16 protein-coding genes are annotated in these 14,613 nt (G+C 53.5%); 10 read left to right on the forward strand and 6 right to left on the reverse strand.

The window, feature by feature from the left end:
* Nucleotides 1-65 precede the first annotated feature (65 nt).
* The 3 genes from secB to R5L00_RS12650 are packed head-to-tail and all read left to right on the forward strand — an operon-like array spanning nucleotide 66 to nucleotide 2,216.
* Entirely contained in the window at nucleotides 66-554 is a 489-nt protein-coding gene (secB, locus tag R5L00_RS12640) for a protein-export chaperone SecB (protein WP_317652054.1), read from the forward strand.
* 1 nt (nucleotide 555) lies between these two features.
* Entirely contained in the window at nucleotides 556-1,224 is a 669-nt protein-coding gene (locus R5L00_RS12645; protein ID WP_317652055.1) for an SH3 domain-containing protein, read from the forward strand.
* Entirely contained in the window at nucleotides 1,221-2,216 is a 996-nt protein-coding gene (locus R5L00_RS12650; protein WP_317652057.1) for an NAD(P)H-dependent glycerol-3-phosphate dehydrogenase, read from the forward strand. Before R5L00_RS12645 ends, R5L00_RS12650 begins: the two co-directional genes overlap by 4 nt.
* A gap of 15 nt (nucleotides 2,217-2,231) precedes the next feature.
* Here R5L00_RS12650 and trmL read toward each other — a convergent pair whose 3' ends face one another.
* Complete coding sequence (gene trmL, locus R5L00_RS12655) at nucleotides 2,232-2,696, reverse strand: tRNA (uridine(34)/cytosine(34)/5-carboxymethylaminomethyluridine(34)-2'-O)-methyltransferase TrmL (protein ID WP_107693391.1); 465 nt, start codon at nucleotides 2,694-2,696, stop codon at nucleotides 2,232-2,234.
* 5 nt (nucleotides 2,697-2,701) lie between these two features.
* Nucleotides 2,702-3,421 (reverse strand): ComF family protein, encoded by a 720-nt coding sequence (locus tag R5L00_RS12660; RefSeq protein ID WP_317652059.1) that lies wholly within the window; start codon nucleotides 3,419-3,421, stop codon nucleotides 2,702-2,704.
* A 147-nt stretch (nucleotides 3,422-3,568) separates the two neighbouring features.
* On the opposite strand from R5L00_RS12660, the gene bioB reads away from it, so the two are divergent.
* From bioB to bioD, 5 genes are read left to right on the forward strand one after another with little or no spacing between them, the layout of a single operon-like run.
* Nucleotides 3,569-4,585, forward strand: a complete 1,017-nt coding sequence (gene bioB, locus R5L00_RS12665; RefSeq protein WP_317652061.1) for a biotin synthase BioB — start codon at nucleotides 3,569-3,571, stop codon at nucleotides 4,583-4,585.
* 54 nt (nucleotides 4,586-4,639) lie between these two features.
* Complete coding sequence (gene bioF, locus R5L00_RS12670) at nucleotides 4,640-5,815, forward strand: 8-amino-7-oxononanoate synthase (RefSeq protein WP_317652063.1); 1,176 nt, start codon at nucleotides 4,640-4,642, stop codon at nucleotides 5,813-5,815.
* Between the two features lie 15 nt (nucleotides 5,816-5,830).
* Nucleotides 5,831-6,616, forward strand: a complete 786-nt coding sequence (gene bioH, locus R5L00_RS12675) for a pimeloyl-ACP methyl ester esterase BioH (RefSeq protein ID WP_317652065.1) — start codon at nucleotides 5,831-5,833, stop codon at nucleotides 6,614-6,616.
* Complete coding sequence (gene bioC / locus R5L00_RS12680; RefSeq protein ID WP_317652067.1) at nucleotides 6,613-7,488, forward strand: malonyl-ACP O-methyltransferase BioC; 876 nt, start codon at nucleotides 6,613-6,615, stop codon at nucleotides 7,486-7,488. The genes bioH and bioC overlap by 4 nt, the downstream gene beginning before the upstream one ends.
* A gap of 19 nt (nucleotides 7,489-7,507) precedes the next feature.
* On the forward strand, nucleotides 7,508-8,185 hold the full coding sequence (gene bioD / locus R5L00_RS12685; RefSeq protein ID WP_317652070.1) for a dethiobiotin synthase: 678 nt from the start codon (nucleotides 7,508-7,510) through the stop codon (nucleotides 8,183-8,185).
* A 48-nt stretch (nucleotides 8,186-8,233) separates the two neighbouring features.
* Here the strand turns inward: bioD and R5L00_RS12690 are convergent, their stop codons facing one another.
* Nucleotides 8,234-8,635 (reverse strand): phage holin family protein, encoded by a 402-nt coding sequence (locus tag R5L00_RS12690; RefSeq protein ID WP_107693385.1) that lies wholly within the window; start codon nucleotides 8,633-8,635, stop codon nucleotides 8,234-8,236.
* 582 nt (nucleotides 8,636-9,217) lie between these two features.
* Here R5L00_RS12690 and R5L00_RS12695 point away from each other — a divergent pair.
* Both R5L00_RS12695 and R5L00_RS12700 read left to right on the forward strand, forming a co-directional pair.
* On the forward strand, nucleotides 9,218-11,455 hold the full coding sequence (locus R5L00_RS12695; protein ID WP_317652073.1) for an EAL domain-containing protein: 2,238 nt from the start codon (nucleotides 9,218-9,220) through the stop codon (nucleotides 11,453-11,455).
* Nucleotides 11,456-11,679: 224 nt separating this feature from the next.
* Nucleotides 11,680-12,453, forward strand: coding sequence for an MBL fold metallo-hydrolase (locus tag R5L00_RS12700; RefSeq protein ID WP_107693383.1), 774 nt, complete (start codon nucleotides 11,680-11,682; stop codon nucleotides 12,451-12,453).
* Between the two features lie 696 nt (nucleotides 12,454-13,149).
* Here the strand turns inward: R5L00_RS12700 and R5L00_RS12705 are convergent.
* From R5L00_RS12705 to R5L00_RS12715, 3 genes are all read right to left on the reverse strand, one after another.
* Nucleotides 13,150-13,431 (reverse strand): hypothetical protein, encoded by a 282-nt coding sequence (locus R5L00_RS12705; protein ID WP_107693381.1) that lies wholly within the window; start codon nucleotides 13,429-13,431, stop codon nucleotides 13,150-13,152.
* Between the two features lie 175 nt (nucleotides 13,432-13,606).
* Nucleotides 13,607-13,792 carry a hypothetical protein gene (locus R5L00_RS12710; RefSeq protein WP_258192613.1) on the reverse strand — a complete coding sequence of 62 codons (186 nt, stop codon included), beginning with the start codon at nucleotides 13,790-13,792 and terminating at the stop codon, nucleotides 13,607-13,609.
* Between the two features lie 296 nt (nucleotides 13,793-14,088).
* Complete coding sequence (locus R5L00_RS12715; RefSeq protein WP_107693379.1) at nucleotides 14,089-14,316, reverse strand: hypothetical protein; 228 nt, start codon at nucleotides 14,314-14,316, stop codon at nucleotides 14,089-14,091.
* Nucleotides 14,317-14,613 lie beyond the last annotated feature (297 nt).

The following is a 14,613-nucleotide window of genomic DNA, read 5'->3' on the forward strand; positions in this document are numbered from 1 at the left end:
GTTACTTCCGCCATGCAACTTCACCTTAATCCTCGCATTTTTGACTACTCTTAATGGAATCCAACATGAGCGAGCAGCAGCCGGTTTTCAGCATTGAAAAAATCTATGTAAAGGATCTCTCGCTGGAGATACCCAACGCACCGAGAATCTTTCTTGAACGGGAAGCACCCGAGGTGAACATTCAATTGCATACCAAGGGTGAGCGCATCGACGAGGGCATGTACGAGGTTGTATTGACGACGACCGTTACTGCGAAGGTTAAGGAGAAAACCATGTTTCTGGTGGAGGTGCAGCAGGCGGGGGTTTTTCAGATAAGACACGTGCCCGAAGCCGATTTGGACCCCGTGCTGGGCATCGCGGGGCCGACGATTCTCTTTCCCTACCTGCGGGAAACGGTTTCGGATGTGGTTACGCGTGCCGGGTTTCACGCGGTTATATTGAATCCGGTGAATTTTGAAGCGCTTTACTATCAGGGGAAACAGCAACCGGATAAGGATGCGAAAGCGCCGGAAGCGCCGGAAAATATCGACGATACGCAAAAAATAACTCATTGAAATGGAGCGCCGGCGCGATGCGTTGTCGAGGGAAGTCCTAAAGGAGTTTCACGCTGATGCGCTCTCGCCCCATCGAGCCCGCGGGAAAATCGCCCATATATCGCACCGCGCTTCCGTCCATTTAGCTCAGCAGGGCGATGCACCGTCCGTCGATTATGCGCCGTTCGGCAACGCCGTACTTCCGCTGTTGCTTATACGGCGGTACGTCGTAGCCCTGCTACCGCAAAGGGCGGCCCTCCTGGTTCTTCTGATTACAGCGCTGGTATTGCCGGTGTCGGCGTTTGCGGCGTTTAATTTTTTCTCCATAAATGAAAACGCTGCTGTTATGTATGATGCGCCGTCTCTAAAGGCGGGCAAGCTGTACGTAGCGAGCCTACACTTGCCCGTGGAGGCGGTGGTCAAGGTTGAAGGCTGGGTAAAGGTCCGCGATAGCAAGGGAAATCTCGCCTGGGTAGAAGAAAAGGTTCTGAGTGAGAAACGCTATGTCATTGTGACCGTGCCCCTGGCAGAAGCCTATCAGGCGCCTAACACAAATTCGCCGATCGCGTTCAAAGCGCAGCAAGATGTCGTTATGGAGTGGCTAGAGCCGGCGGTGAACGGGTGGGTCAAGGTGCGCCACCGTGATGGCCAGATGGGTTACGTCAGGACAACCCAGGTCTGGGGTTCATGAAGCTAGCAGTGCTTGGCGCGGGGGCGTGGGGGACTGCGCTGGCCATCAGTCTCAGCTCCAGCTCTTCGCATCAGGTCGTCCTGTGGACACGCAATCCGCTTCATCTCGCCGAACTTGATTCTCAGCGCGTCAACAAGCGCTATTTTCCCGCTTTTCCTCTGCCCCAATCCCTGCATTTGACTTCGTCTCTTTGCGCAGCTGTTGAGGCGGCCGATCTCGTCTTGATCGCTGTACCGGTTTCAGGATTGCGGGCAACGTTGCGGGAAATTGTTGCCTGCGGAAAGACAGTACCCGTTATCTGGGGATGTAAAGGATTCGAGGTCGACTCCGCCAAGCTGCCTCATCAGGTTGCCGAGGAGGAGTTTGCGGGCATCACCCCTTGTGGCGTGTTGTCAGGCCCCAGTTTTGCGCAGGAAGTGGCGCAGGGACTACCCACAGCGTTGACGCTGGCTTCTCACGATGCAGGATTTGCACAGAGCATTGCAGCCCAGCTTCATACTTCCCGGCGCCGGGTCTATACAAGCAAGGATATCGTCGGCGTTGAAACGGGCGGTGCGGTAAAAAACGTTATTTCGATTGCCGCCGGCATTTCGGATGGCATGGGGTTTGGTCACAATGCACGGGCAGCGCTGATCACCCGAGGTTTGGCAGAAATTACGCGGTTGGGTCTTAAACTCGGCGGCTATATGGAAACATTCATGGGGCTGACCGGTATGGGTGATCTGATACTCACCTGCACGGGTGATCTTTCCCGTAACCGGCGTGTGGGGCTTCGCCTGGCGGCAGGGGACTCCCTGCCGAGCATACTCCGGGAACTGGGGCACACTGCTGAAGGCGTCCATACAGCGAGAGAAGTACTGCGGCTGAGCCGCGAACTGAAAGTCGAAATGCCCATCACCGCCGCCGTGTGCAGCATACTCCACGACGGCATATCTGCCAGACTGGCGGTGGAGGCGCTGCTCAACCGCGAACCCAAGATCGAAAATTATTGAAACCGTCTTTTTTCTTTAGGTTGCATTGTCGAAGTTCATTTGCCGCCATGCTTCATAAACCAAGACCGCCACGGCATTGGACAAGTTGAGACTTCGGCTATTGGGAACCATCGGTACGCGGATGCGATGCTGTTCGGGAAAGCTCTCCAATACCTCTGAGGGCAAGCCACGACTCTCGGCTCCGAACAGAAATACGTCTCCGCTCTCGTAAACCCCGTGATCATAGCGCTGCTTTCCCTTGGTGGAGACAGCAAAAAAGCGGCGGTCTTGCAAGTGACGACGACATTCTTCCCAGTTGGGGTGAACGGTTACCCCCACAAACTCATGATAATCCAGTCCGGCTCGTAGCAATTGCTTGTCTTCCAGCGAGAAGCCCAACGGTTTTATTAGGTGCAGCCTGGTACCGGTGTTGGCGCAGAGCCGTATGATATTGCCGGTGTTCGGGGGAATTTCGGGCTGGTACAGGACTACGTCAAGCATCGTACTTAACTTTCAGAATGGGCTTGGGCAAGTCGATCGGGCAATGTTCTGGCAACGACCCATGCGCTTACGTTGCATGCTCCGCGTTCTCGCAGCACTTTCGCCAGTTCATTCAGGGTTGCGCCCGTGGTCATCACGTCATCGACTATGGCGATTCGCCTGCCGGACAGATCGGCTTCGCAAGTAAATGCCCCGCGGATATTTTTTTCGCGTTCCTTCCACGGCAGTCCCGTTTGGGATCGGGTATCTCTAACGCGGCGACACGCCAGAGGAAGCAATTCTACGCCGGTCGTTTTCGAGACCCCGCGGGCGATCTCAAGCGCCTGATTAAAACCGCGTTCGCGCAATTTCGCCGGGTGCAGCGGCATGGCCAGGATGAAATCGGGTAAATCAGCGGGGCTGATCCGAACAGTCAGTAAATCGGCGAGCACGGGCGCCAGCGCAAGCTTAGCCTCGTACTTGAGTGAGTGAAGAAGCGCATCGATTGGAAATGCATAGCTTGCAGCAGCGATGCTGCGCTCGAACGCAGGCGGGTTGGCGAGGCACGCGCCGCAGACGCTGGCCGTTGCAAGAGGTAGCGCGCACACCATGCAATGATGAGACGAAAGATGAGGCAGGCTGTCGTGGCACGGTGGACAAAGGTCGCGTTCGCTGACGGAACCGCAGAGCAGGCATCGTTTGGCGAACAGCACATGCATAATATTTAATCGGTTGTTTAATTTCATCCGGCAATAAATTGACAACTTCGGCACAATACCCGATGATGACGCACTGCTCTGTCAGCGGTGGAACGTCGGTAACATTCCACTTTCTTGGCATTGTAGCGCAGCGGAACAGTCCCCCGTAATTAAATCAGACGACATAAATTAGACATGAATCAATTTATTCCCGACCTGGCGGTTGGCGCGGAAGAGCGCCCATACACGGCAGTTGAAAAGCTCAGCCCCGCGGCCGAATCGTCGCGCTGGGATGTTCGCCGAATAGAAGCGCTGCTCGATCTGCCGTTCAGCGATTTGATCCATCGCGCGCAGTTGATTCACCGCCAATATCACGACCCGAATGGGGTACAGCTGTCTACCCTCATTTCCGTCAAGACCGGCGGCTGCTCCGAAGACTGCGGATATTGCCCGCAGGCAGCCCGCTATCACACGGGTATAGAGAACCAGGAAATGCTGACGCTCGATGAGGTGCTGTCCGCGGCGGCTGAAGCGAAGGCACGGGGAGCGTCACGCTTTTGCATGGGCGCGGCGTGGCGGGGGCCCAAGCAGCGCGACATCGAAAAAATGACGCAAATGGTTGGGGGCGTAAAAGCGCTTGGGCTCGAAACCTGCGCCACATTGGGTATGTTGAAACCGGGGCAGGCGGAGCAACTTCGTCAAGCCGGACTCGATTATTACAACCACAACCTGGACACGGCACCGGAGTTTTATGGTGAGATTATAACCACTCGCGAGTACCAGGACAGATTGGATACGTTGGAAAAAGTCCGCAATGCGGGTATTAACGTATGCTGTGGCGGTATCGTCGGCATGGGGGAATCGCGTCAAGCGCGCGCGGGCCTGATCGCTCAACTGGCCAACCTCGATCCCTATCCTGAATCCGTCCCCATCAATTACCTCGTGCAGGTTGAGGGGACGCCGCTTCACGGCACCGCGGCGCTCGATCCGCTGGAATTTGTGCGCACCATCGCTGCGGCGCGTATCACCATGCCCAAGGCCATGGTAAGACTCTCAGCAGGCAGACAGGAAATGTCGGATGCGATACAAGCCCTCTGTTTCCTGGCCGGCGCCAATTCCATCTTTTATGGAGAGAAATTGCTTACCACGGATAACCCCGAAACTGAACGGGATAAGATGCTGTTCGACAGATTGGGTCTCCATTCGCTCTAGGCCAGCCTTTCGGACAGTCCCCCGACCCTGCCGTTGATTGATCCATCCCCCGGTATGCTCAGCGATTCCAGCGATCTTGGTACATTGCGCGGACATTTGCGCGACCAGGAAGCGGGAAACCTGTATCGCCACCGTCTCATGCTGGACAGTTCCAGTGGCGCACAGGTCTCCATTGCCGGACGAGAATATCTCGCGTTTTGCAGCAACGATTATCTCGGCCTTGCGCATCATCCAGGGTTAATAGCAGCGGCTTGCGAGGGCGCCACGCGATATGGAGTCGGGGCAGGGGCATCGCATCTCATCAGCGGCCACTCAAAAGCACATCATGAGCTGGAGAAAGCACTGGCACGCTTTACGGGGTATCCCCGGGCGCTGCTGTTCTCCACCGGATACATGGCCAATGCGGGGGTGGTAATGGCACTTGCAGGGCGTAATGCTGCAATATTTGCCGATAAGCTTAATCATGCTTCGCTCAATGATGCGGCACTCGTTTCGCGCGCGACGTTCAAGCGCTATCCGCACCTTAATCTGGCCACCCTGGAACGGCAGTTGGCTGCTTCACGCGCCAAACGCAAACTGGTCATTACTGATGCAGTGTTCAGTATGGATGGCGATATCGCCCCCGTGCCGAGTCTGCTCGTATTGTGCGAAAAATATAAGGCCTGGTTGATGCTGGACGACGCCCACGGTTTCGGTGTGCTGGGCGCAGGGGGAAAAGGGACGTTGGCTTATTTTGACATACGGTCCCCCCGCATCATTTATATGGCTACTCTCGGCAAGGCCGCAGGCGTCTTTGGTGCTTTCGTCGCCGCCCAAGCGGAGGTTATCGAAACGCTGATTCAGCACGCGCGTAGCTACGTCTACACGACTGCGACTCCGCCGCTCCTTTCATGTGCGCTGCTGAAAAGCCTGGAGTTGATCGAATCTGAAGAATGGCGGCGAAAAAAACTCGCTCAACTCATCATCGCGCTTAAACAGGAATTACGACCGTTACGCTGGAAGCTCCTGCCGTCGGATACGCCGATCCAGCCGTTGATCATCGGGGATAACGATAAAGCTATGCAGCTCAGCGAGGCGTTGCGCGAGAGAGGCATTCTGGTCCCGGCTATTCGCCCGCCCACAGTACCGCGAGGCGCGTCGCGGCTCCGAATCTCGCTATCCTCCTCACATGATATGGAAGATGTCGCTCGGCTTGGAGGGGCGCTGCGAGAGCTGGATGGCGTCTTTTAAACAGCCTGTTTACAAATGAGTCTTTACGTCGAATCTGGTGGAGTGGGCCGTGATCTTGTATTGCTGCATGGTTGGGCCATGCATAGCGGCATATGGCGAGACGTGCGCGAGCGGCTGGCACAGCATTTCCGCTTGCATCTGGTGGATCTGCCGGGACACGGATTCAGTTCTCCGCATGGAACGGGACCCGGGCAGGGGATGCTGGAACACACCATTCAGTCTATAGCGAAGATCCTGCCGGAAGACTGTATTCTTTGCGGCTGGTCGCTGGGCGGTCAGATCGCAATCGAGCTGGCAAAGCGCGAACAGGCGCGTGTTAAAAAACTTGCCCTCATTTCCACGACCCCGTGTTTTGCCAAGCGTGATGATTGGCAATGGGGAATGGAAGCGGGGACGCTGCAATTGTTCGCGGTCAATCTGAAACGTGACTACAAGGGTACCTTGAACAGGTTCCTTACGTTGCAGATCAGCGGGGGAGACGATACTACGGCAGTCTTGGCGCGACTGCGCAAGAGTTTATTTGAACGTGGAAAACCGGATGAGGTTGCATTAGAGGTAGGGCTGCGCCATCTGTTATTGAGCGACATGCGTGGCGCTATAAAGTCTATTGCCCAGCCGGTGCTGCTTATACATGGCGAGAAAGATGTCATTACCCACCCCGGCGCGGCGAAATGGATGAACGAGCACCTGCCACGTTCAGAACTGATTATCCTGAATGGTTGCGGGCATGCTCCGTTCCTATCTTATCCTGATCAATTTGTAGAACACATGCTTAGGCTGAAAGGTTCTGTAACCAGATGAATGACGGGCACACCATCGATAAGCGCCGGGTGCGGGCTGCCTTTGAACGGGCAGCAGCCGGCTATGACTACGCGGCAATCCTGCAACGCGAGGTCTGCGAGCGGATGCTATCGCGTCTGGAGTACATCAAATTCACGCCGGACGTTATTTTGGATGCCGGCAGCGGCACCGGCTACGGTACCCGCAAGTTGGTGATGCGCTACCCAGCCGCCCGGATGCTGGCAATAGACATTGCCTCCGCAATGCATGTGCAGGCCCGTCCACCGGTTTCTTGGTGGCAGCACGTATTCGCCAGAAAAACTCAGACAGGTTACGTGGCCGGCGATATCGAGCAGATGCCGGTGAAAGATTCGTGCGCAGGTCTGGTCTGGTCCAACCTGACGTTGCAGTGGTGCAATGATCTCAAGCAAACATTTTCTGAGGTGCACCGGGTGCTGCAAACCGGCGGTTTGTTCATGTTCAGTACTTTTGGACCGGATACCTTAAAAGAGTTGCGCCAAGCTTTTGGAAAAATAGATGGTTATATCCACGTCAATCGGTTTATTGACATGCATGATGTTGGCGACATACTGGTGCATTGCGGGTTCGCTACACCTGTTATGGACATGGAATATATCACGCTTACGTATGACGACCCGATCAGCGTGATGCGGGATCTCAAAGCCATCGGCGCGCATAATGCAACCGAGGGGAGAAGGCGTGGGCTCACCGGAAAAACGGCATGGCAAGCAGCGTTAAGTCTTTATGAAACCCTGCGGACCGAGGGGAAGTTACCGGCGACTTTTGAAGTGGTTTACGGTCACGCCTGGAAGCCGGAGTCGCGCAAATCGGTTCTAACCCCCGAAACCAGGCGACAGCTGGGCCTGACATGAAAACGGATTCGCGTATTTCATGACGAGAGGTTATTTTGTGACCGGCACCAGCACAGGTGTGGGCAAAACCCTGGTCAGCTGCGCCCTATTGCACGCTTTCAGGCGGAACGGCGAGACTGCGGTGGGCATGAAGCCGGTGGCATCGGGTTGCGAAGAGGGGCGATGTACGGACGTAGACTTGCTAGTCGCGGCGAGCAGCGTAACCGCTCGGCGCGAGCTGATAAATCCTTACACGCTGATCCCACCGATCGCGCCTCATATAGCAGCACAGCGGGCAGGCATTGAAATCAATGTTGACACCATTCGTGAAGCATGGCTCGAATTGAAAAAAATAGCGGACGTCGTGATCGTGGAGGGGATCGGCGGTTTTCTAGTACCCCTCAACGCCCATCAAAACAGCGGTGACATGGCTCGGGCACTGGACCTGCCGGTGGTCCTGGTGGTAGGGGTGCAACTGGGTTGCCTTAACCACGCCCTGTTGACGGCCCAGGCTGTGGGCGCTACCGGACTGGCGCTGGCCGGATGGGTGGCGAACTGTATTGATCCACATATGGCTGCGTTGGATGAAAATGTGTTTGCGTTGGAAGAGCGCCTGGATTGCCCGCTGCTGGCCGTACTGCCGTTCGACTCAGCTGCTGACGCCAAAAAATTAGCGGGCTTGCTGAATGTTCCGGCGATGGTACAGGATTGCGTTTAGACGTTATCGATATAGCCGGGGCGGATGCCTGCCAACGTCAGGGAGCCATCAGATCATCACGCCTCGTTGTGCAGGCATGTTTAGCATGCTGTCATCTGGGCCAAATATGAGCATACTGACAATTATGCTGATCAATGTAACGACGATACTGGCAAAAAAAGCGGTCCAGAACCCCGAAATCTTGAAGCCGGGAACCAGCGCCGATACAAGGAGCATCATGACTGCATTGATCACCAGCAAGAAGAGCCCAAAGGTAATCAGCGTGAGCGGGATCGTCAGAATAATGACCACGGGCCGGATCACAGCATTAATCAAACCCAATAGTAATGCTGATATCAGTAGCGATTTTTTGCTGTTGAATGAGATGCCGTGAAAAATGAAACTTGTAAGCCATAATGCAAGGGCGGTGACGCCCCAGTGCGCGAGGAATTCTCTCAAGTGGTCTAGCATTGCTCAGCCGTAATTTTTTGGTATCGGACAGATATCGTACAATTTAGCCCAAGTATTGCCTCATACTCAGTTAGGCAATAGCCTCTTTCAGGCATTTCATCTCGTTTTCGGCTGATTGCTGGCAAGGTTCATTTTGGGTGCGACGCGCGGGATTCACGCCTCGGCTATTTATCGATAAATTTTACAATAGATATCCCCTCTTCTGACGAAAGCCATCAATATAGGCAGAAATTGTCTGAAACTGTGCTAAATGGGAACATGGCACGCTTTCTGCTTTCCTTCAACAAGCCAAGCTCGCACATGAAGATAATCTCTTTTCAGCAGGTGTTGCCAGCTGATGATCAGCACGCGTATTGCTGCTTCTCATGAACAGGAATATGATGCGTTCCCCAGTAAGCCCTGGAGACGTTGTGGATTAGCCTCTGGACGGATGGGATTTTGGTGCTGCTTGACCAAGCCTCGGTGTCTTCAATTGCGGCGATGAGTTAGGTTAAATAGCAGGTATCCGATTATCCGTTATCAACGCCTTATATCAGGTAGAGCAGCGCAGCGCTCCAGACTTGAAATAACAATTAGAACTCAATGACCTCATCCGATATTTTTAATGCCAGAATTCTGATCGTCGACGATCGGAAAGATAATGTCGAATTGATGCATGGCATGCTATCGAGAGCGGGCTACACCTCAGTCGAGTCTACAATGAATTCGCTCGAGGTCTGCGACCTACATAGGGCGAAGCGGTACGATCTAATCCTGCTCGATTTGATGATGCCCGTCATGGATGGGTTCCAGGTAATGGAAGGCATCAAGACAATTGAGGCTGAAGCAAAACCATCTGAACAATGCGAACATCTTCCGGTTCTTGTGATAACCGCCCAATCCGACCACAAGGAACGGGCGTTGAAGGCGGGCGCAAAAGGCTTTATTACCAAGCCCTTTGATCGACTCGCGGTATTGACACATATTCGCGATGTACTAGAGATCCGGTTTTTGCAGAAAGAGTTGCAGCAATTTGTCGCGAATCTGGAAATCATGCTCGACGAGCGAACCGCTTCGCTGCGCGAAGCTGAAGAATTGTTCGACCAGCTCGCGGGTAACCTTCCGCAAGTTTTTTGGATTTGGGATGTTCACGACAGAACCGTGCGCTACGTTAATCCTGCCTGGGAGAAATTGACTGGCCGTCGCGTGGCGCGTGGTGACAAGTTGGAAAAATTTCTTGAGGCGGTTCATCCCGACGATGTGCAACGGGTAATGTGCGAAACACGTGAGTTATCGCGAGCCGGGGTGGACCATGATTACCGGCTGGTACTTTCGGATAACAGTATCCGCTGGGTACACTCTCGTACGTTCCCGATCAAAGACTCCACGGGCGTGCAGAAAGTGGTGGGTATCATGGATGACATCACCCATCGTAAGCAGGCTGACCAGCGCTTATTTCAACTCGCGCATTATGATGCGCTGACCAGCCTTCCCAATCGGACACTGTTCTACGAGTCGCTTCGGAAGCTCATTAAACAAGCGGAGATGAATCACCGCATGGTTTCGGTGCTTCTTCTCGATATTGATAACTTCAAGAATATAAACGATACGCTGGGGCACGCGCTTGGCGACGAATTGCTGTGTCAGTTCAGTCTACGTTTATCGGAATGCTTGCGTATTACCGATATGGTCGCGCGCCTCGGCGGCGACGAATTCGGGTGCATTTTGGTCACTACCGATAGCTCCGGTGATGCCGGAGTCGTTGCCAGCAAGATCAGAGAAACGTTACGCCAGCCATTCGACTTGGGGGGGCATCAGGCAACCGTAACAGCTAGCATCGGGATCAGTGTTTATCCAACAGATTCACATGATGCAGACGCATTGGTAAAAAACGGCGACACCGCCATGTATCGGTCAAAAGAAGCGGGGAAGGACACGTATCGCTTCTTTACGGCGGAAATGAACATGCGGGCCATTGAGAAACTGGAGCAGGAAAACGCCCTGCGGAAGGCTCTCGACCAAAACGAATTTATTTTACATTATCAGCCCAAGGTCGAACTCTCCGATGGACGGATCACGGGGCTGGAAGCCCTGATACGATGGGAGCGCCCCGGGCATGGATGTATCGGACCGCTGGAGTTCATACCCCTGCTTGAACAGACGGGGTTGATCAATCAGGTGGGAGCCTGGGTGATAGAAAGTGCATGTAAGCAGATTGCCCAGTGGAGACATCTAGGGATGGGTGAAATCCCCGTATCCGTAAATGTATCGGGGAGGCAGTTCTCGGAAAGCACGTTAAACCGCGACGTTATCCGTGCTACTCGTGAGAATGGCGTGTCTCCGGAACTGCTTGAATTTGAGCTGCAAACCGAACGTGCACTACGAGAGAACAGCATTGATTCGGATTTGCTGGAATTGGAGTTGACAGAGAGCTCGTTGATGACGCACGCAAAAAAGACCGCGCGTATTCTCAAACGGCTAAAAGCGCTCGGCATCCGGATTTCCATCGACGACTTTGGGACCGGCTATTCCAGTCTGGCTTATGTAAAGCGGTTTCCCATCGACGTGCTGAAGATCGACCGTTCTTTTATCGATGACATTACGACCAGTCCTGCAGACGCTGCGATTACAACAGCAGTCATCGATATGGCGCACAGCTTGAAGGTGAGAGTGGTCGCCGAGGGAGTGGAGACGATTGAACAGTACGAGTTTTTGCGCAAGCGAGGGTGTGATGAAATTCAGGGTTACTATTTCGCCCGACCCCTTCCAGCACATGAAATAACAAAATTGCTCGCGAATGGGGGTAGGCTTATAAGCCCGGCGCAGCCTCTCGATTTATAATAGCTTTATACGCTCTCAATGCTTGTGAATTGCTGCGCTGACGCAGCAGTCAGTTTTGTTTCCTGCTATGCTCAACCGCAGTTCAAACGCCACTAGCGCTAGCTCGTAAAACATCGTTGATTTGAAAAGAGCAGCCCCCCCTTCAACCGATAGCCCGATAACCACATGTTCTTCAGCCTTTCTTTATATAACCCGTGCAATGCAGTTGTTTGTCCTCCTGAAGCATGCGCTTTGCCTGTTTAGGTAGCGGTTCACAAGGAAATGGTCTTGTAGTCGAGGTAGCCAATACCAGGTTGCTGCTGGACTGCGGTTTCACCTTGAAGGAAACTCTTTTTCGTCTTGCCCGGCTCGGCCTGGAACCGAGGATGATAGACGGGATCGTAGTTACGCACGAACACGACGATCATATAGGCGGGGTGGCAAGGTTTGCTCGCAAGTTTGGCACGCCGATCTGGTTGACGTATGGCACTCTGCGACGTGCGGAAAGGGAATTCGCCTCGCTGGGAGCGGTTAACATTATAGAGGACTACCAGCGTTTCTCGATCGGAAGCATCGAGGTCGAACCGTACCCGGTCCCGCATGATGCCCAGGAACCTGCGCAATTCGTATTCGGGGACGGTGCTTTCCGGTTAGGGGTGCTAACTGATACGGGCCGTTCAACACCCCATATCGAAGCCACCTTAAACGGGTGCCATGCGTTGGTACTCGAATGCAATCATGACGCACTTATGCTGGCGAACGGAGATTACCATTTCCGTCTTAAACAACGCGTAGGGGGCCGCTTCGGTCATCTGGAGAACACGGCCTCCGGTGAATTGCTGGCCAGCCTTGATTGCAGCCGCCTTCAACACGTTGTCGCTGCTCATTTGAGCCAGAAAAACAATACCCCGCTGCTTGCGCAATCAGTGCTGAGCCGCGCGTTGAATTGCGGAATCGACTGGATCGGGGTGGCTGACCAGAACGATGGCTTTGGCTGGCGTGAGCTAAGGAATCTCTGAACATCTGCCGTGGAGGGCCTGCGGGCCCAATTTTTGGCGCGCCCGGCGTTTTACTCCCGGTGAGTGATTCAATTTTGTTACTTGGGGAGCGTAGTGGCGTAGTACCAGGGACCCCGCGAGCCGGATCAGGCAGGGACGCGGCGCGGTCTGAGTTTTTTCGTCGTCTGATAAAACCGCTTCAAAGGTACAAATTGAAAAAGCCGCCCAACAGAGGGGGCGGCTTTTACTTGCATAGTACGAATTCTGACTAAGTCTGATTCAGCCTGTAAACTGACGCTTAGATAAGCGCTATTTTCCTTCGCTTGCGCCAGATGTATCGCCAGAAGCTGGTGCACCCGCTTCGGGAGCCGCAGGCGTTGCCGGCTTCGAGGTAATTTTAGCAAAATTATCTTTTTCCTGTTCCGGAAGCGCTTGGTTCGGCTTACCACAGGCGGTCATCATTAGCGCAGCCAAGGTAGCAGCGACGAGCGTAAGTCTCATTGTTTAATACCCTCAAAAAGTTGGTGATAAGTCATAATTATATGATAAAACGCGCTGATCCTTCAAGTTTCCAAGCCGGGCAAGGATGCTCCGCCACCGGTGCTGAGGCGCGCAAACGGTCGCGCAATATCTGCACGAACCGTTGCTCCACCCTTCAGTAAGCTTGTTTTGGGCGAAAAAAAAGCCATCCTTGAGGATGGCTTTTTAGACGACTTCTTAGTGCCCGGCGGGAATTGGGCTTTTACCGGGGGGCAGGGGGTTGCCGTTTCCGTCAAGTGCGTGCCCGGGCAGGACGGCTTGACCGGAATACTCATCATCGCCCTCTGGAGCGGCGGCGGTTTGTTCGCTCGGGGTTCCTTTCCGTTCTTGATCCAACGTGGTACCCTCTTCGAGTCTAGTTCCATAAGTCGTTGAGTTTTCGGGCAGGGCTTGTTTCGGTCTGTCGCATGCCGTCAGAGCGATAGCCACCAAAGCGGCGGCGAGGAATGAGAGTTTCATTATCGGGGCGTCCTTAATAAAATGGGAAATAGAGTGCAACGAACCCTATTATATAGTAAAAACCCTGCTAACCAATCGAAATTTACGCTAACTGATCTATATTGATTCTGATTTCGCTGTTCGCGGGGTTAATTTTTTAATAGTTGGATGTTTCGAAGAACCTCAGCCCTATTATTTATTTGGCCGGCTCTTCTTTCTTGACGTTTGTATCAGCGCCTTCCTTATCCAGTTCGTCAAATTTCGGGGCCGAATCACGTTCAGCCATGGCAGAGGGGGGCGGCTTATCCATCGGGTGCTTTTTATATTCACAAGCAGTCAGCATCAATGCCGCCACAGCAGCAACGAGGAACGGATATTTCATTATATGTCGTCCTATAGTCCGGAAAAAAGTGGTGTAACAAAGCCTAGTGTAACAAAAGCCTTGGAGTCGTTCAAATCCGAGAGGGAATCAGGAAACTGAAATGAATTGTGGAAGTAGGCGGTTGCAACACCGGACACGATCCAGGCACACGGGGAGGTCCGGAGCGGGGTGTTTGTTCGACCTGTTGGCGTTCCAATAACACTATACGCTTGTTCGACGCGCGGTTCCTTTAAAAGAACCCAGCAAAAAAATGCCGTCCCGAAGGACGGCTTTTTTTAGGTTGCGTATTTGCATTGTTATTTGGGGGCATCTGCCGGGGGTTGGGTCGTAGCTTGTCCACCTCCACCGGCAGCTTCTTTCTGGGCAGCTTCGATATCTGCGTCACTTAGCTGACCTTCGCGTTTTTCCCATAGGCTGGGGGGGTATTGCCCGGGTTTTCCTTCGCCGGGTTTATGCTCTTTCATTTGATCACATGCGGTAAATGTGAGTGTCACCAGTGCGGCAGCGAGGAGCGAGTACTTCATTTTTTTAATCTCCTTTATAGATTTAACGAGTCACGGGAAAACTTAAGTATTTCGGCCATTCAAATCTGACGAGCACCATTTCTTAATAGCCACTATCTTAATAGCAGAATTCAGAAATGTTGTCTAGTCGTTGTATCCCAGAGCCATAAGTGGTAGCGCCAGGCGCCTGCAAAAATCACGTTTTCCCCTATTTCAAGAGAGAAGGCTTTTTTTGCAAATCGAGCGCAACGCCCATTCGCCCGTCACACTTCAAATAATGCTTCTCAAACCCACGTTTGAGGGAGAAGGCTCCTGGAA

Origin of the sequence: Nitrosospira sp. Is2 (assembly GCF_033095785.1) — a bacterium.
Classification (GTDB): domain Bacteria; phylum Pseudomonadota; class Gammaproteobacteria; order Burkholderiales; family Nitrosomonadaceae; genus Nitrosospira.